Source organism: Christiangramia pacifica (assembly GCF_057221535.1).
Map to the genome: position 1 here is coordinate 2291384 of NZ_CM170146.1, position 16757 is coordinate 2308140.

16 protein-coding genes are annotated in these 16757 nt (G+C 32.2%); 14 read left to right on the forward strand and 2 right to left on the reverse strand.

Features of this window, described 5'->3' with window-relative positions:
• The first annotated feature begins 73 nt into the window (after positions 1 to 73).
• The 5 genes from AC2S94_RS10620 to AC2S94_RS10640 are packed head-to-tail and all read left to right on the forward strand — an operon-like array spanning position 74 to position 5207.
• Complete coding sequence (locus AC2S94_RS10620; RefSeq protein ID WP_484628580.1) at positions 74 to 1186, forward strand: glycosyltransferase; 1113 nt, start codon at positions 74 to 76, stop codon at positions 1184 to 1186.
• A gap of 4 nt (positions 1187 to 1190) precedes the next feature.
• A complete protein-coding gene (locus tag AC2S94_RS10625; protein ID WP_484628581.1) occupies positions 1191 to 2147 on the forward strand; it encodes a GNAT family N-acetyltransferase in 957 nt (318 codons plus the stop codon).
• 3 nt (positions 2148 to 2150) lie between these two features.
• Positions 2151 to 3341, forward strand: a complete 1191-nt coding sequence (locus AC2S94_RS10630) for a hypothetical protein (protein WP_484628582.1) — start codon at positions 2151 to 2153, stop codon at positions 3339 to 3341.
• A gap of 36 nt (positions 3342 to 3377) precedes the next feature.
• On the forward strand, positions 3378 to 4343 hold the full coding sequence (locus AC2S94_RS10635) for a polysaccharide deacetylase family protein (RefSeq protein ID WP_484628583.1): 966 nt from the start codon (positions 3378 to 3380) through the stop codon (positions 4341 to 4343).
• Positions 4344 to 4355: 12 nt separating this feature from the next.
• Positions 4356 to 5207 carry a glycosyltransferase family 2 protein gene (locus AC2S94_RS10640; protein WP_484628584.1) on the forward strand — a complete coding sequence of 284 codons (852 nt, stop codon included), beginning with the start codon at positions 4356 to 4358 and terminating at the stop codon, positions 5205 to 5207.
• Here AC2S94_RS10640 and AC2S94_RS10645 read toward each other — a convergent pair.
• Both AC2S94_RS10645 and AC2S94_RS10650 read right to left on the reverse strand, forming a co-directional pair.
• The gene (locus AC2S94_RS10645) at positions 5187 to 6146 is read right to left on the reverse strand and encodes a glycosyltransferase family 2 protein (RefSeq protein ID WP_484628585.1); all 960 of its coding nucleotides are present in this window, start codon (positions 6144 to 6146) and stop codon (positions 5187 to 5189) included. The genes AC2S94_RS10640 and AC2S94_RS10645 overlap by 21 nt on opposite strands.
• A 25-nt stretch (positions 6147 to 6171) precedes the next feature.
• Entirely contained in the window at positions 6172 to 6834 is a 663-nt protein-coding gene (locus tag AC2S94_RS10650; RefSeq protein WP_484628586.1) for a PglD-related sugar-binding protein, read from the reverse strand.
• Positions 6835 to 7035: 201 nt separating this feature from the next.
• On the opposite strand from AC2S94_RS10650, the gene AC2S94_RS10655 reads away from it, so the two are divergent.
• From AC2S94_RS10655 to AC2S94_RS10695, 9 genes are all read left to right on the forward strand, one after another.
• Positions 7036 to 7815 (forward strand): hypothetical protein, encoded by a 780-nt coding sequence (locus tag AC2S94_RS10655; protein WP_484628587.1) that lies wholly within the window; start codon positions 7036 to 7038, stop codon positions 7813 to 7815.
• Between the two features lie 174 nt (positions 7816 to 7989).
• Complete coding sequence (locus tag AC2S94_RS10660; RefSeq protein ID WP_484628588.1) at positions 7990 to 8958, forward strand: hypothetical protein; 969 nt, start codon at positions 7990 to 7992, stop codon at positions 8956 to 8958.
• Positions 8959 to 9120: 162 nt separating this feature from the next.
• Positions 9121 to 10356, forward strand: a complete 1236-nt coding sequence (locus AC2S94_RS10665; protein WP_484628589.1) for a hypothetical protein — start codon at positions 9121 to 9123, stop codon at positions 10354 to 10356.
• 71 nt (positions 10357 to 10427) lie between these two features.
• The gene (locus tag AC2S94_RS10670; protein ID WP_484628590.1) at positions 10428 to 11591 is read left to right on the forward strand and encodes a glycosyltransferase family 4 protein; all 1164 of its coding nucleotides are present in this window, start codon (positions 10428 to 10430) and stop codon (positions 11589 to 11591) included.
• A gap of 36 nt (positions 11592 to 11627) precedes the next feature.
• Positions 11628 to 12233, forward strand: coding sequence for a sugar transferase (locus AC2S94_RS10675; RefSeq protein ID WP_484628591.1), 606 nt, complete (start codon positions 11628 to 11630; stop codon positions 12231 to 12233).
• A complete protein-coding gene (locus AC2S94_RS10680) occupies positions 12233 to 12847 on the forward strand; it encodes an acetyltransferase (protein ID WP_484628592.1) in 615 nt (204 codons plus the stop codon). Before AC2S94_RS10675 ends, AC2S94_RS10680 begins: the two co-directional genes overlap by 1 nt.
• Positions 12840 to 13991 (forward strand): DegT/DnrJ/EryC1/StrS family aminotransferase, encoded by a 1152-nt coding sequence (locus AC2S94_RS10685; protein ID WP_484628593.1) that lies wholly within the window; start codon positions 12840 to 12842, stop codon positions 13989 to 13991. The genes AC2S94_RS10680 and AC2S94_RS10685 overlap by 8 nt, the downstream gene beginning before the upstream one ends.
• A gap of 11 nt (positions 13992 to 14002) precedes the next feature.
• Complete coding sequence (locus AC2S94_RS10690; protein ID WP_484628594.1) at positions 14003 to 15970, forward strand: polysaccharide biosynthesis protein; 1968 nt, start codon at positions 14003 to 14005, stop codon at positions 15968 to 15970.
• Between the two features lie 8 nt (positions 15971 to 15978).
• Positions 15979 to 16755: a polysaccharide biosynthesis/export family protein gene (locus AC2S94_RS10695; RefSeq protein WP_484628595.1), complete on the forward strand. Its 777-nt coding sequence runs from the start codon at positions 15979 to 15981 to the stop codon at positions 16753 to 16755.
• Positions 16756 to 16757: the final 2 nt, after the last annotated feature.

Consider the following 16757-nt stretch of genomic DNA (forward strand, 5'->3'; position numbering starts at 1 on the left):
AAACCTCAAACCCCTCCTACTTTAATTTCTGTTTATAAGTTTTTAAAACTATTCAAATTCGTTAAGGAAAAGAATGCAAAAAGTAAAAGTTCTCCATATAATTAAATCTTTAGGAAGAGGAGGAGCAGAAATGCTTTTACCAGAATCACTAAAAATTCACGATAAATCATTTTTTGAATTTCATTATATATATTTTTTGCCTTGGAAAGATCAAATGGTGAAGGATATTAAAGAATCCGGGGGTAAAGTTGAATGCTTCAGCGCAAAAAATAATTTAGAACTGCTGCTACAGGCTAGAAAGGTGGTTAATTATTGCAAAAATAATGAAATACAAATAATACATTGTCATCTTCCCTGGGCTGGTTTCTTAGGGAGGTATGTTCATTCTATTACCAAATTACCAATGGTATATTCTGAACATAATATGCAGGAGAGATATCATTGGATTACCAAACTGATTAATAGGTTATCTTTTAATTATCAAAGTATGGCCATAGGTGTATCCAACGATGTGAGTGATTCGATACGGTCTAATATTAATCCCAAAATTCCTGTCGAAACGATCCTAAATGGGGTAAATACCAATAGTTTTGTAAGGACAGAAAATTCTCATATAAGAAAAGAATTTAATATTCCTGAAGATGCTATCGTTTTTGGTAATGTCGCTGTATTTAGGTTCCAGAAAAGACTTGTAGAATGGCTAAAAATTTTTAAAGCTATTTATGAGAAAAATAAGAATGTGTATGGTATTATAGTTGGTGCAGGCCCTTTGCAAGAAGAAATAATGCAGTCTGTAAACGAACTGAATCTGGAGAAACGAGTCTTTTTTCCTGGTTTAAAGACGAATGTTAAACCTTATTTTGAAGCTATGGATATATTTATGATGAGCTCTTCTTTCGAGGGACTTCCCATTGCATTATTAGAATCTATGAGTATGGAGTGTGCGGTTATTTCTACAGATGCTGGAGGGATTAAAGAAGTTATTAGAAATAATGAAGATGGATTACTCTGTGAAGTAGATAACTGGGAAAAATTGGTAGAGTTGGGAAATGATTTAATTAATAATCCCAATAAGCTTAGATTATTAAAGGGAAGGGCTAGAAAAAGAGTTGTAGAAGGCTTTAGTATGGAAAGCATGGTCTCACAACTTGAGCAGAATTATTTAAACTATTCTCAGAAGCAATAACCTTATGATTATAAGAGAAGCAACAGAACAAGATATACCTCAGATAATTCAGGTGCTAAAAGCTAGCCTTGGAGAGATATCTTCGAAAAAGAATGAAGAAGTTTGGAGATATAAACATATTGAAAATCCTTTTGGAAGGTCTTTAGTTTTGGTAGCTGAAGAGGATAAAAAAATTATTGGAGTTCGTGCATTTATGAGGTGGCAATGGCAGTATTTAGAAGAAGAATTTTCTTCTTTTAGAGCTGTAGATACTGCAACTCATCCGGAGCATCAGGGAAAAGGTATTTTTAAGAAATTAACGCTTAAGGCGTTGGAGTTATCTAGAGAAAGAGGAGATCATTTTGTGTTCAATACACCAAATGACCAAAGTAAACCTGGCTACCTAAAAATGGGCTGGCAGGAAGTAGATAATATTAGAATTTTGGTTAGCTTGGTTAATCCATTTTGGTTTCTGTTGAGAAACAAGGAAGTTAGTTTTAATAATAATTTTTCTAAGCTTAATGATGAGGATCTTGTCAAACAAAAGGAATTACTTACAGAACACAATAGAAGACTGGAGTCTATAGGATTGTATACGCCGAAATCCAGAAAATTTTTAACCTGGAGATATGAAAAAAATCCGTTACAAGAATATGTAGTTTATAACTCACCAGAAGGGTATGCAGCAATTTATTTAAAAAAGAGAGGCAGAATTAAAGAGCTTAGGATTGTAGAAATGATCATTGCGAATGCAACCATTGAAAAAAAAATTAATAAATGGATAAGGTCTAAAGCCAAAGAGAATAGAGCCCATATTATTACCTGTGAACCCAACCAGAAAACTCTTGGTTTTTTTAATTTCACCTCTGGAATAGGTCCGGTTTTAACAGTGAAGAAGATAAATTTAGACCAGGATTTTAGTCAAAGACTAATGCAGATAAAAAATTGGGCTTACAGTATAGGAGACCTGGAATTATTCTAGATTATGGTAAAAGCACTATTTCTTATAATTTTTTTATTTCTACTGAGCCAAATTATGTTCAGTGGATTCGAAAAGAAGCATAGATTCTTCTCAAAAAAATTAATGAATAGTCTTTTCCTCTATCATTTCTTTTTTTTTATAGTTTATTTTATATACGCATTAAATAATCCATCAGATTCTCTAGCTTACTTTGATAGGCCGAATAATCAATTTTTAGATTGGTTAGACTTTTTTGGAACCAGTACCACTTTCATTGATTTTCTTTCGTATCCATTTATCAATTTTTTAGGTTTTAACTATGAAATGATGATGGTATTATATGCATGGTTTGGTTATTTAGGCTTTGTGTATGCTTATCTTTTTTTTAGAGAAAATATTCCATTAAAAATAAGAGTATTTAAGAATTTAGATTTTTTAATACTTATTCTATTTCTACCCAATATGCACTTCTGGACAGCTTCTTTAGGAAAGGGAGCACCAATTTTTATGGGGCTAATGATGTATGCCTATGCTATTACTAAATCGAGAAAAAGAATAATACCTTTAATTTTGAGTTGTTTTATGATATATTTTATAAGGCCTCATGTTTTTTTGTTTGTAGGAATTGGAACAGTTTTAGGGTATATGACCGGAAGCGAAAAAATATCTTTTCGGCGGAAACTTTTAATTTATATAGCTATGATAGGCGGTTTGGTTTTGGTTCAGGATCAAATTTTAGGAATGGCTGGCTTAGATGGGTCGGAGGATCTTGTAGAAGATTTTGAAAGCTTTTCTAATGATAGATCTGGAGAGTTAAGTAAATCTGGATCTGGAGTAAATATGGCTTCTTATCCCTTGCCACTTAAATTATTCACATTTTGGTTTCGTCCATTATTTTTTGATGCTCCTGGGGTATTAGGTTTAATTGTCTCTGTGGAGAATTTAGTATACTTATTATTGTTTTTAAAGATCTTAAATAAAAGATTTTTCAAATTCCTTAAGAAATCACCTATTAGCGTAAAAATGAGTTTAACAGTCTTCTTTCTTTCCTCTTTAGCTATGACCTTCGTCATGTCTAATTTAGGGATTATAATGAGGCAGAAATCAATGGTTATGTATTTTTTGTTCTTTGGCATTTATTATTTCCTTGCTCAAGAAAAATATGATAAATTTATTAAAAGAAGAAATATTTTAAGCAAGCTGCAGCATTCCTAAATTTTAATCCATTGTAAAAAGCAAGATAAATAATAAATGAAACATCATGATTCGGGTACATTAGTAATAACTTTAGATTTTGAACTTCTTTGGGGAGTATTTGATAAAATAAATTGGGAGGAAAAAGTTCAATATTTTATGAATACTCGCAGCGTAATTCCTAGAATATTATCCTTATTCGAGAAATATCACATTAGTTGTACCTGGGCCACGGTAGGTATGTTATTCAACCATGATTGGGATGAGTGGAATGCTAATATTCCTGAAATTCAACCTGAATATTCAAATAAAGAGTTTTCTGCTTATAATTATGGAAGTAAAATTCAAAGTAAAAAAACTGAAAATTTATGTTTTGCTCCAGATTTAATTAGATTAATAAAAAATATTTCAAATCAGGAAATAGGCACTCACACTTATTCTCATTATTATTGTTTAGAGAAAGGGCAAAATATCCAAGCTTTTGAATCAGATTTAAGGAAAGCTATTGAGGTAGCTGATAATTTTGCATTAACCATTCAATCATTAGTTTTTCCAAGAAATCAATTTAATAAAGAGTATCTTGGTTTTTGTAAGAAATTAGGAATAGAAAATGTTCGTTCAAACCCTAAATTCTGGTATTGGGAGAATACTCAAGTTGATCAACTATCTCAAAAGATATTTAGAACGGCTGATGCCTACTTTGGTTTTAATAATAAATCTTATCTCTCGCAGGATATAAAAAATTTAGAAAAAGAATTGCCTAGCTGTCAAAGCTCTAGTAGATTCTTAAGACCTTATTCTGGTAACAAAATTGCTGAAAAATTCAAGATGATAAGAATTAGAAATGAGATGACTAAGGCGGCAAAAGCAGGAGAAGTTTATCATTTATGGTGGCATCCCCATAATTTTGGTGATAATCCAGAAGTCTCTCTCAAACAATTGGAGATATTGTTGAAGCATTATCAATATTGTAAACGTAAATTTAATTTTCAGTCAAAATCCATGGGAGAGTTAGTATTGTAATATTGAGAAAAAGTGTCTGTAGAAATTTCATTTGTTATTCCAACATACAATCGATCAAACTTACTTCTTAGAGCTATTAAAAGTATATTAGCTCAAACCGATGCTCATTGGCAATTAATCATAATTGATGATGGTTCTTCTGATGGCACTCAGCAAGCAATTAGCAATTATCTTTTAGATGATAGAATTAAATATAGGTTCCAGCAAAATGCAGGTGTTTCAGCAGCTCGAAATTCTGGGGTAAAAATGGCAGACGGTAATTACATAATTTTCTTGGATTCTGATGATTATCTGTATAATAATTTGCTTGCAAATCTTAAAAAAATTAGTTTTCAAAACTTTGATTTTATTTGTTGGAGTGTTAATAGAAGGATAAATGGAAAGAACAAAATTTGGAAACCGGAAAGGCTTGAGAAATTGTATAATAATATAGAAGCCTCGTTTTTGGCAGGAAGTATTTGTTATAAAAAAGACTTATTGATTAAATCAGGTATGTTCGATACAGATTTAAATTTTGGTGAAAATTATGAGCTAGGACTTAGAATTTCTAAGTTTAAAGGATTAAAAATTAAAATTATTGACAAGGTCTTAGCTAATATTATTACAGCTGAAAAAAGAGAGAGTGCCACAATTATTGATAGAATATACTCGACTCAGCATATTTTGGAAAAACATAGGGGTTTATATGAAAAGAATAAAGTTTCCTATTCAAGATTGAATTATCTACTTGGGTTTTTGTACGAAAAGATTGCTAAAAATTGTTTAGCATTAAAGTATTATAAAATATCTTATAGTTTAAACCGATGGAGTTTTAAACCTCTAGTCAAAATATTATTTATTAAGCTATTTAAGCCTTGTGCTTAATAATCTTATCGTAGTTTTAAATGTACTAAATATTTTGAATGATTTTAGATTTAAAATGATTAAACTTTTTAAAATATTCATTTTTTCAAATTTAAAATACATTTTTTGTTGAATTAAATTATTGTCTCTATAAAAGCTTTCAAGTTTATCATAAAGCAAAACTTTTAATTCAAAATTGATTAATTTGGATTGTTTAGTCCAAATACCTTCTAAATGTCTTCTGTATACCGAAGGTTTAATATCCTCAATAAATTTCATTTTTCCATATTTGCCCAGCAAGCTAATTATAAAGCTGTCAATATTTATAACTTCAGAAATTTGTTCAGGCAGCTCATGGAAAACTTTCCTAAAGCAAATGGTTGAAATATGAGGGTGGAATTTTAATTTTTGGAGGTCTTCAGCAGCTATGTCTATCAAAGGTTGAGCCAAATAAAAATGATCATTTAAATTAATTTTATTTTGTATCATAACCTTAAACGGGTAATAAGATGATATGTACTCCTTATTATTCTCTAAGAAATTAATTTGTTTCTGAAGTTTAAATTCATCAGTCCAGTAATCATCTCCTTCACAAAATGCCAGGTATTCACCATTTGAGTGAAAATAATTATAAAGCACATTAAAATTACCTGTCTTAAGTCCGTTTAAGGTCATCTTATTAGCTTGATTATGTAAAAAAAGTCTGATCTTTTCAGGATATTTTTCGGCGTACATTAGACAAATTTCTCTAGTTCCATCGGTAGAATTATCATCTCCAAGGATCACTTCAAAAGAAAATTCCGTTTTTTGATTGAGTACACTATCCAAGCAAATTTCAATAAATTCAACTTGTTGGTAGGTTTGTATCAAAACAGAAACTTTCGGAGTACTCGACACTCTATTGGAATATTCTTTTACCTCCTCGACCTGAAATTTTTTTAAGAATCTGTTTTTATCCATTAGTTTTTCGAAAAATTAATTATTCCTACAGATACTTTCCGGCAATATCATTATAATTAAGTGATCTTTTTTTAGTTGTAGAATTACTGTACACTTCTGATTCCTTTGTGTTATTTGTTATAATACATCCCATTCCTATAATATTTTCTTTTTCCACCGTCGTGTTTGGTTTTATGGCTGAATTAATGCCAAGAAATGTATTATCACCAATTATTGAATTTGCACCAATCGAAGATAAACTTATTAAAGTATTCTTACCAATTATGCAATGGTGACCAACTCTTGCTCCAATTAAAAACGAATTATCTAGAATTTTAACGAAGGGCTGAATTGCAGTATCTTCAGAAATAAAAACATTTTCACCGATCTGTAGGTCAGGATAAGTGATAGACTTAGAAGAAATATAATTCGCCATGGAATACTTCATTTCTTTAAATTGGTTAAATATTCTGGTTCTAATCTTGTCATCACCTACGGCTATGAAGATAGAATGATTAGTTGCAGGAAATGTTTTAGAAATCTTTTCAAGGCTGACTACAGGCTTGTCAAGTTTGTTTATGTCGATTTTAGATAAATAATTTTCTTCTAGACAGTATCCTACAATTTCGTAAGTACTGTCATAAGAAAATAAATAGGTGATATAATCCGTAAATTTTCCAATTCCATAAATAACTAATTTCTTTTTCATATAAATTTTGAGTTTTATCCAAATATATTATGTTTTTATTATACGCAATTTGATTGTTAGTGTAAATGTTACGTAGGAAAAATTAAAATATTAGTATTATGTCTATATAATTAACACTAATATCGAAAAAGTTAGTTTAATTTTTATTCTAACGCTTAAAGCTGCTATTTTAGGAATTCTATATCTAAAAATGATTTACAGATGAAAAGAATTTTAAGTGTGCTGATAGCCTTTTTATTAATATCATGCTCTAAGAGCGATGATTCTTTAGATTCAAATTTTGAAAATTTTGATCTAACCTATGAGGTCGATGGATGTAGTGTGACTTCATTTGATATTTCGTCTTATGGAAATGTTGAAGTGAGAAATTATAACGATTATTTGCAAGTCGAGGTAGAATCTAAATCCTTAAAATTAAATAATGTTTATGTTCATATAGCGCAAAATATATCTGATTTTCCAGTTGTAGGTAAAAATCAATTGATTCCAGCTCGAATGGAATATAGATATAAGTTAAGTGATGATGTTTATACGATTACTAAAACCTACTCATTTGAGGACTTGAAGGTTAGTTCACTAAATGAAATATATATAGCAGTATATACCGAATTTGGGGATAGCAAAAGAAAGATAGGTGCATGGGCGAATAATGATGAGGACTCACATTGGTCTTATTTTAATTATACTATTACAGCTTTTGATAATTATGCGGGTGATGATAGTTTTAGAACTATTACTTATTCTGAAGTAGCAGCGCTTCCTAGTTATGATGAGGTTCGTAAGCTTTTTGCAAATATGCTTGAACCTGGTGTAAATAAAACTGATGGTATTTACATTCCTAGCATTCGTCAATTAACCGATAATTATAATTCTTTGGATTACGAAGATAAATTAGATGACTTCACTGTTACTTACGTCTTGGGTGAAGGTGAATGTTCTGATAGTGTGAATCTTACTATAAGGGTGTTGCCAGATAATTAATAAAATAAATTCTACTTGAATATTACAAAAGAAAACTTAAGTCTTGTAAAAAAATGCTTAAAATTTTTATTATTCATAGCTTTAACAAGTAAATTCTCTCTATAACGAAATTTTTTAATCACAAGGTTTAGATGGTTTAAATTTGAAACTTACCATTCTAAATTTATGATGATTATGAAAGCAAAATTACTTTATTTTTTTATTGTTGGGTTCTTACTTGCAAGCTGCTCCAAAGAACCAATTGATGGATTATTAGAAGATGAAATAAACTCAATTGACATTGGTGTTGAGGGAGTCGGTTGTGCCGGACCAGACAATTCAGGGGAAATTTCTGTTTCGGTGGCACAGGCTATTGGAAGTTGGGATGAAGTTAGACAATTATATTTCAGATTATTGCCAGCAGAAGTGCCTCGAACTGGAACTTTCGACCAATCTATCTGGAGTATTATTGATCAATTTAACTCTAATGAAGTTAAAACAGGAGATTATTCAACAACATATACTGTAAATAATGGAGATTGTGTTGATTCTGTTATTTTAACTTATACTGTCATTGCAGATGAAATAAGTGATCCTGTTTGTGAACTGGATGCTGGACCTGATAATTCTGGAACAATTTTACTATCCGAGGCAGTAGGAATTGAAAGTTGGGATGAAGTTCGTCAGCTCTATTTTAGACTACTACAACCAGGAGTACCAAGAAACGGTTCTTTTGATCCTTCCATATGGTCAATCATTGATCAATTTAATGCGAATGAAGTAAAATTGGGCGATTATACGGTTACATATACCATCAAAGATGGTGATTGTTCAGATTCAGTGAATTTGACTTATACAGTTCTGCCTAATGAAGAAATAAGTGACCCTGAATGTAGTTTAGATGCAGGAACTGACAATCTTAGAACTATTAAATATAGTGAAGTTGTAGCAATTGAAAGCTGGGATGAAGTACGCCAGATACTATTTGGAATGTTAGATCCAGGAGTTCCAAGAAATGGAACATTTGATCCGTCAATTTGGAGTTTGATAGATAAATTTAATGAAACAGAAGATAATTTAGGAGATTATTCCACAATATACACTATTTCTGATGGTGATTGTTCTGATTCAGTTAAATTGACTGTTAGAGTTGTTCCAGATTAAGATTTATCTCAAATAAAATAAAGGGTCGCAAATGTGACCCTTTTTTTTTATTATGTGGAAATTCGAATCAATTATTATATATAAAATATAGTATTTTCGTGTTTTAGTGGGAATATGCTTCTTGGCAAGTCCTTTGCTTAATTCTTAGTCAATCAAAATGATATGATGATAGACTTTGAATTATTAATGAATATTCTGGAAGTTTTTTTTCTGATCCCTTTTCTGTTTTTACTGAATCAGAAGATTCTTAAGAAGCTGGAAAGCTCATTTTTCTTTTTCTCTAAAAGAAAAATGAATTTTCTTTTCTTCTACCATATTGTCTTTGGGATGATTTACTACTGTTATGCTTCATTCATGCCTTCAGATAGTAAGGCATATTTCGGTAGGACAATTAATCATGAAGGAAATTGGCTAGATCTTTTTGGTACAGAAACTACTTTTATTGACTTTATTTCCTATCCCTTTATAAATTTTATGGGATTCTCCTATGAGATGATGATGCTACTTTTTACCTGGATTGGGTATTGGGGGTTTGTACTAGGATTTTTGTTCTTTAAAGAGAATATTAAGGAGAAGGTCCTGGTTTTTAAGAAGATTGATCTTTTAACCTTAATTCTGTTTTTTCCTAATATGCACTTTTGGTCTGCATCTTTAGGGAAGGGAGCTTTGATTTTCTTCGGATTAATGCTTTTTGCATTTTCTATCAGTAAACCATCAGAGAGAAAATTTGGGTTAATTTTTTCCTCTATTCTGGTATTTGCAATTAGGCCACATATGTTCTTATTGATATGCATCGGTGGTTTATACGGTTTATATTTCGGGAAAAATCTTATTGCAAAAAAATATAAAGTGTTGGGCGGACTTTCGATCCTGTTCGGATTATTCCTGTTGCATGACCAAATACTTGGTGTAGTTAACCTTGGTAATTCTAATAATTTGATAGCAGATTTTCTTGAGTTTTCAAATAACAGATCTGAAAAATTAAGTTCTGCTACTTCGGGAATCAATATGGCTGGTTATAGTCTTCCTGAAAAAATCTTCACTTTTTGGTTTAGACCATTGTTTCTGGATGCTCCGGGATTTTTGGGAATCATAGTTTCCATTGAAAATTTAATTTATTTATTGCTTTTTGGAAAAATTTTAAAACTGAATTTTTTCAAATTCTGGAAAAAAGCACCTTCTCATGTGAAGTCTTGCATGATGATCTTTGTACTTACATCTTTCGCAATGACATTTATTATGTCAAACCTGGGAATCATGATCCGTCAGAAAACCATGATTATGTACTTCATGTTCTTTGTAATATACTATTTCCTGGCATACGAAAATTCAACAAAAGTCAAAGAAAAACTTCACAGATTGAATTCCAGAGCATCATATAAACCAATAAGGTTATAATTCAATTTAAGTTATTGGTAGTATACCATTCTAAAAAACCTAAATTTGTTGAATAAATTCAAATTTTACGAGTGCACAAATTAGTTAGGATTACTACTATACCGCTTTCCTTAGAAAAACTGTTGGAAGGTCAGCTAACTTTCATGAACAACTACTATGAGGTTATTGCTGTTGCTGCGGAAGAAGATAGATTAAAGAAATACGGAGAAGATAACAATGTGCGAACTTTCTGGGTTGAAATGACGCGAGCGATTACTCCAATTCAGGATTTAAAATCATTATTTCGTTTATATAAATTTTGCAAACAGCAAAGACCCCTAATAGTTCATACGCATACTCCCAAGGCAGGAATTATCGGTATGTTAGCATCTAAATTAGCCGGGGTTCCTATTAGGTTGCATACTGTTGCAGGGTTGCCATTGCTTGAAACTGAAGGAACCAAAAGAAAAATTTTGGATTTTGTTGAAAAACTTACTTATTCTCTGGCTACTAAGGTTTATCCGAATTCATTCGTGCTGAAAAATATTATAATTGATCTCGGTTATGCTAAAAATGATAAGTTGAAAGTTCTTGGGAAGGGTAGTTCTAATGGTATAGACACTAATTATTTTGATCCGGAAAAATTTAGTGCTGAGGAAGGATTGAAACTAAGACGGGAGATAGGTATCCCAGATAATGACTTTGTTTTCATTTTCGTAGGAAGACTGGTTTCCGAAAAAGGAATTAATGAATTGATCTCTGCTTTTACGAAACTTGAAAAAGAAAATTCAGATATTTCTTTACTTCTTGTTGGGCCTTTTGAACAGGAGCTTGATCCGCTTGATCCTGAAAAATTCAATTTGATTAAAACTCATCCAAAAATTTTCACCACAGGATATCAGCAGGATGTTCGTCCATTTTTTTCAATTTCTAAGGCGTTAACTTTTCCTAGCTATCGTGAAGGTTTTCCGAATGTAGTTATGCAAGCCAATGCTATGGGACTCCCAGCAATTGTTACTGATATAAACGGCTGTAATGAAATCATTGAACATAGGCAGAATGGCTTTATCATCCCTATAAAAGACGAGTCAAAGTTAAAGGATGCTATGGATAAAATTTTAAATGATGTACCTTTAAGGGATAGATTAACTCAAAACGCACGGGAATTGATCCAAAGCAATTATGAAAGAGAGCAGTTTTGGCAAATACTGTTAAAAGAATACAAAGAATTAGAGGAGCTTCATAAACATGATTAAATTCGCCGCCGGTCAACGCGATGCCTAATAAATTAGATGTACAGGAATATTATTAAACCTTTTTTTGATCTGTTGATTGCACTAATTGTTTTGATTTTAATTAGTCCTGTATTGTTGGTGGTGATCATTTTATTAGCAATTGCTAATGACGGTAAGCCATTCTTTTTTCAGAAAAGGCCGGGTAAGTCTGGGAGAATTTTCAGTATTGTTAAATTCAAGACAATGACGGATGCCAAAGATGCCGATGGAAATTTATTGCCAGATTCGGATCGATTGACCAGAGTTGGAAGTTTTATTCGGAAAACTTCTATAGACGAAATTCCGCAACTATTTAATGTTTTGAAAGGCGATATGAGCATAATTGGTCCAAGACCTTTACTGCCTCAATATTTAACAATTTACGACGCATTTCAGAGAAGAAGACATGAAGTTAGACCGGGAATTACCGGTTGGGCTCAGGTGAATGGAAGAAATGCTATTAGTTGGACTAAGAAATTCGAATATGACGTTTGGTATGTAGAAAATATTTCGTTTCTATTAGACCTAAAAATCATATTTATGACCATTAAGAAAGTGATAATTTCAGAAGGAATAAACACTGAAAATATGGCTACAACCGAACCTTTTAACGGAAGTAATTAATGATTGTATACGGTGCAAGTGGACATGCGAAAGTAATCATTGACATAATTAGATCACAAGGAGATATTTCTATCGATTATGTCTTAGATGATAACAGGTCCATAGAAAAAATACTTGATTTTGAGGTTAAGCATGATCTCAATGAAGAAATGAAAAAGCTTGATGTCGTAATTGCTATCGGCCATAATGCTATCAGAAAAAAAGTAGTTGAAAAAATCTCAAACAGGTTCAGCAAAGCCTTATTTCATGAAAGTGCTATCTTAACGAAAGATTTAAATGTTGAGGAAGGAACCGTGGTTATGGCAAATGCTGTAATAAACTCTTCCGCTGAAATAGGGAAACACTGTATAATAAATACCGGATCCGTCATTGAGCATGATGTAAAGATTAACGATTTTGTGCATATTTCGCCATCTGCAACAGTTACTGGAAGTGTGGAAATAGGAGAAGGAAGTCATATTGGAGCTGGAGCGGTAATTATTCCAGGCATTAAAATTGGGAAATGGGTAACTATTGGCGCAGGTGCCGTAATTATAAGTGATATTCCTGACTATGCTGTAGTTGTGGGGAATCCGGGAAAAGTAATAAAGTATAATAAGATCAGTAATGAATAAAGATAAGATTTGGCTATCATCTCCTCATATTGGAGGAAATGAATTAAAATATATTAATGACGCTTTCTCTGAAAACTGGATCGCTCCTTTGGGTCCTAATGTAAATGGATTCGAAGTAGATATTAAAAATTACCTTAGTAAAGGTTCTGATGATGTTGAGGTTGCAGCTTTGAGTTCGGGGACGGCGGCTATACATTTAGCTTTGATCTTATGCGGAGTAGAATCTGGCGACGAAGTGCTTTGTCAAAGTATGACCTTTGCTGCTTCTGCGAATCCAATTGCCTATTTAGGAGCCACACCAATATTTATTGATAGCGAAGCAGATACATTGAATCTTTGTCCTGAGCAATTAGATATTGCTATTAAAGAAAGAATTTCAAAAGGTAAAAAGCCAAAAGCTATTGTTGCTGTTCATTTATATGGTATGCCATATAAAGTGGAGGAAATTAATGCAGTGGCAGATAAATATGAAATTCCTGTAATTGAAGATAGTGCAGAGGCGTTAGGGAGTTCATATAAAGGTAAGAATTGCGGAACTTTTGCAGCTTTCTCCATTTTATCTTTCAATGGTAATAAAATAATTACTACTTCTGGTGGTGGCGCGCTAGTTACAAAGAATATTGAATCAAAAAATAAGGCAGTATTTTTAGCAACTCAAGCTAGAGATGACGCACCTCACTATCAACATAGCAAAATAGGATATAATTATAGGTTGAGTAATATTTCAGCAGGTATTGGTCGTGGACAAATGGAAGTTCTGGATAAAAGAGTTGCAGCGCGCCGCGATATGTTTCAATTTTATGTAAATTTATTCCGTGATGTCGATGGAGTTAAAGTTTTTGAAGAGCCAGATGAAGATTATTTCAGTAATCACTGGTTAACAGTAATCACTGTCGATCCTGATAAAACCAATGGGGTTGATAGAGAAGACCTAAGAAAATGCCTTGAAGCTGAAAATATTGAAAGTAGACCTCTTTGGAAACCTATGCATATGCAACCGGTATTTGCCAACAGTCCATTTTACGGCACGGGAATTGCCGAAGAGATGTTCAAAAATGGTTTATGTTTGCCTAGCGGATCAAATCTTACTGATGAAGACAGGATCAGAATCCAGGAAGCAATTCTAAATTGTTTGAAAAAATAGAATCAAAAATTATGGGTAGAATTAATAGAGCCCTTAAAAATATTCTTACAGGTCCCGACAACGCAATAGATATTAGAAATCTTAAATATCTTCCTCGTTGGGCTGTCCTTTTGATAGATATTAGTCTGGTTGTTATCTCTACAGTTTTGACAATATTTATATTGTTAGATCTATCTCCTTTTCAGTATACTTTACTTAGTTTCTTTGATAAGGCGGTAATTATCGTTGCTACCAATATTTTTTTCTTTTACATTTTTAAGACGTATGCGGGAATCATTAGGTATTCTTCAAATATTGACGCGCTTAAACTTCTCTTGGCGACAATAGGTTCCTTTATAAGTTTATTGGTTGTTAATTATGCGACTTACTTTATTATAGGTGAGAAGATATTTTTAGTAGGAGGTTTATTGATCAATTTATGGATATCATTTTCCCTGTTATTTTTATTCAGATTAGGTGTAAAACAGGTATATGAATATTTTAAAATTGTTCAGAAAAACCAATCCTTAATAAAAGCCGTTATTTTAGGGGTTGATGAAAATGCAATTTCTATTGCTGGAGCGCTAGATATCGAGCACCCAAAAAGATTTAAAATTGTTGGCTTTTTAACCCAGCGTTCTCATAAAAGTCTAAGGATATTAGATAAGCCAGTTCTAAGGCATACTCAGAAAATTCATGAAGAGGTAAGTTCCCTTGGCGCTCATGCGATTATATTCTCTGAAAATACATTTACTCCGGAAGAAAAATTCAAACTGGTTGAAGAATGCCTGGAGCACGATATAGCGGTTTATAATGCTCCTTTAGTATCTTCCTGGGATGAAAATCAACCAATTGCGAAAAAGGTCAAAACATTACAGATTGAAGACCTTCTGGAACGGGAGCCAATTCAGCTTGAAGTTCAAAATAAAATTGATCAATTAACCGGTAAAACAATTTTAGTAACCGGTGCAGCCGGTTCCATTGGTAGTGAAATTGTTCGTCAGGTCGCTGAATACAATCCGAAAAGACTTATAATTCTCGATCAGGCTGAAACTCCTTTACATAATCTTCAGTTAGAAGTTGAATCAAAGTTTCCTGACTTAAATTTCAAAGTTATTGTATGTGATGTAGGGAATCAAAAGAGACTGGAATTGATGTTCCAAAATCAGAATATTGACGTTGTTTATCATGCTGCGGCATACAAACATGTGCCATTGATGGAAAGCAATCCTCATGAGGCTATTTTTGTTAATATTCATGGAACGAAAAATCTTGCAGACTTAGCAATTAAATATAATGTCGGCCATTTTGTAATGGTTTCAACAGATAAGGCGGTAAATCCAAGTAATGTGATGGGAGCTTCAAAGCGATCTGCAGAAATGTATGTGCAGTCACTATACCATCACAGTATAAAAACAAATCCTGATTGTACTAAGTTTATTACAACCAGATTTGGAAATGTACTTGGTTCTAATGGCTCGGTTGTTCCATTATTTAAAAAGCAAATTGAGGCTGGAGGTCCGGTTACTATTACACACCCGGATATTATCAGATACTTCATGACTATTCCTGAAGCATGTCAATTGGTTTTAGAAGCTGGTGCAATGGGAAAAGGAGGAGAAATTTTTGTATTTGATATGGGAGAACCAGTCAAAATTATGGATCTGGCAATCAAAATGATAAAATTGGCGGGCTATCAGCCTAACAAGCATATAAAGGTAAGAATAACCGGACTTCGTCCCGGAGAGAAACTTTATGAAGAGTTGCTGAATGATGAATGTAAAACCTTACCAACCCATCACAAGAAGATTATGATTGGCCAAGAGGTGGTTCGAGATTACCAAATGATCAATGAAAAGGTGGAGAAGATAATAAAATCTGCAAATAAGCTGAAGAACGATAAAGTGGTTGCAAAATTAAAAGATTTAATCCCTGAATTTAAAAGTAACAATTCTTCTTATGAGAGACTTGATAATGTTGCAGAATTAAAAAAAGATTAAATAATTTTATGAACAAAGTACTCGGGTTAGTCGTTTTAGCTTTAATTTTTAATAGCTGCGCGACCAAAAAAGAAATTGTTTATTTCTATGAAGGTAAAGAAAGTCTGGTAGGTCAGAAGAATCTTCTGGATTATGAACCTAAAATAGAAATAAACGATGTTTTAAGAATTAATGTTTCATCTTCTTCTATTAATGAAGAGATTGTTAAACCATTTCAGATGAAAACGGGTGGTCAACAGTCTGGTGGAGGGAGTGGACAAAATCTTTCTCTAACAGGTTATCTAGTAAATCCTAGTGGAAATATAAATTTTCCAGTATTAGGAGATATTCAAGTAAAAGGGTTAACAAGAACAGAGATTCAGAAAACTTTAGAAAGAAAAATTGAAAATTATGTAAAAAATCCCATAGTAGACGTTCGTATCGTGAATTTTAGTGTAACAGTTTTGGGGGAAGTTGGTAGTCCTGGTAGAATAACAATTTCCGATGGAAGAGTATCTATGCCAGAACTTATTGCTATGGCGGGAGAAATCACGTATAATGGTAAAAGAGAAAATATAACCATAATAAGAGAGGAAAACGGTGTTAAAAAGATAGGTACGATAGATATGACAAGGACTGATTTTTTTTCTAGTCCTTATTTTTATTTAAAGCAAAATGATATTGTCTATGTAGAACCAAGTTATAGGGCTGTAAAATCTGCCGGCTTTTTTACAAGCTATCAAGGTATAATATCTCTCGGGACAACAATTATTGGAATATACGTGCTAATTAATAGTCTCAATTAGGA

Bases quoted from the DNA above. Each gene is read 5' to 3' on its own strand.
- AC2S94_RS10690 (WP_484628594.1), top strand. From the start codon at position 14,003: ATGGGTAGAATTAATAGAGCCCTTAAAAATATTCTTACAGGTCCCGAC.
- AC2S94_RS10620 (WP_484628580.1), top strand. From the start codon at position 74: ATGCAAAAAGTAAAAGTTCTCCATATAATTAAATCTTTAGGAAGAGGA.
- AC2S94_RS10630 (WP_484628582.1), top strand. From the start codon at position 2,151: ATGGTAAAAGCACTATTTCTTATAATTTTTTTATTTCTACTGAGCCAA.
- AC2S94_RS10635 (WP_484628583.1), top strand. From the start codon at position 3,378: ATGAAACATCATGATTCGGGTACATTAGTAATAACTTTAGATTTTGAA.
- AC2S94_RS10695 (WP_484628595.1), top strand. From the start codon at position 15,979: ATGAACAAAGTACTCGGGTTAGTCGTTTTAGCTTTAATTTTTAATAGC.
- AC2S94_RS10675 (WP_484628591.1), top strand. From the start codon at position 11,628: ATGTACAGGAATATTATTAAACCTTTTTTTGATCTGTTGATTGCACTA.
- AC2S94_RS10625 (WP_484628581.1), top strand. From the start codon at position 1,191: ATGATTATAAGAGAAGCAACAGAACAAGATATACCTCAGATAATTCAG.
- AC2S94_RS10660 (WP_484628588.1), top strand. From the start codon at position 7,990: ATGAAAGCAAAATTACTTTATTTTTTTATTGTTGGGTTCTTACTTGCA.
- AC2S94_RS10655 (WP_484628587.1), top strand. From the start codon at position 7,036: ATGAAAAGAATTTTAAGTGTGCTGATAGCCTTTTTATTAATATCATGC.
- AC2S94_RS10645 (WP_484628585.1), bottom strand. From the start codon at position 6,146: ATGGATAAAAACAGATTCTTAAAAAAATTTCAGGTCGAGGAGGTAAAA.
- AC2S94_RS10650 (WP_484628586.1), bottom strand. From the start codon at position 6,834: ATGAAAAAGAAATTAGTTATTTATGGAATTGGAAAATTTACGGATTAT.
- AC2S94_RS10680 (WP_484628592.1), top strand. From the start codon at position 12,233: ATGATTGTATACGGTGCAAGTGGACATGCGAAAGTAATCATTGACATA.
- AC2S94_RS10685 (WP_484628593.1), top strand. From the start codon at position 12,840: ATGAATAAAGATAAGATTTGGCTATCATCTCCTCATATTGGAGGAAAT.
- AC2S94_RS10665 (WP_484628589.1), top strand. From the start codon at position 9,121: ATGATGATAGACTTTGAATTATTAATGAATATTCTGGAAGTTTTTTTT.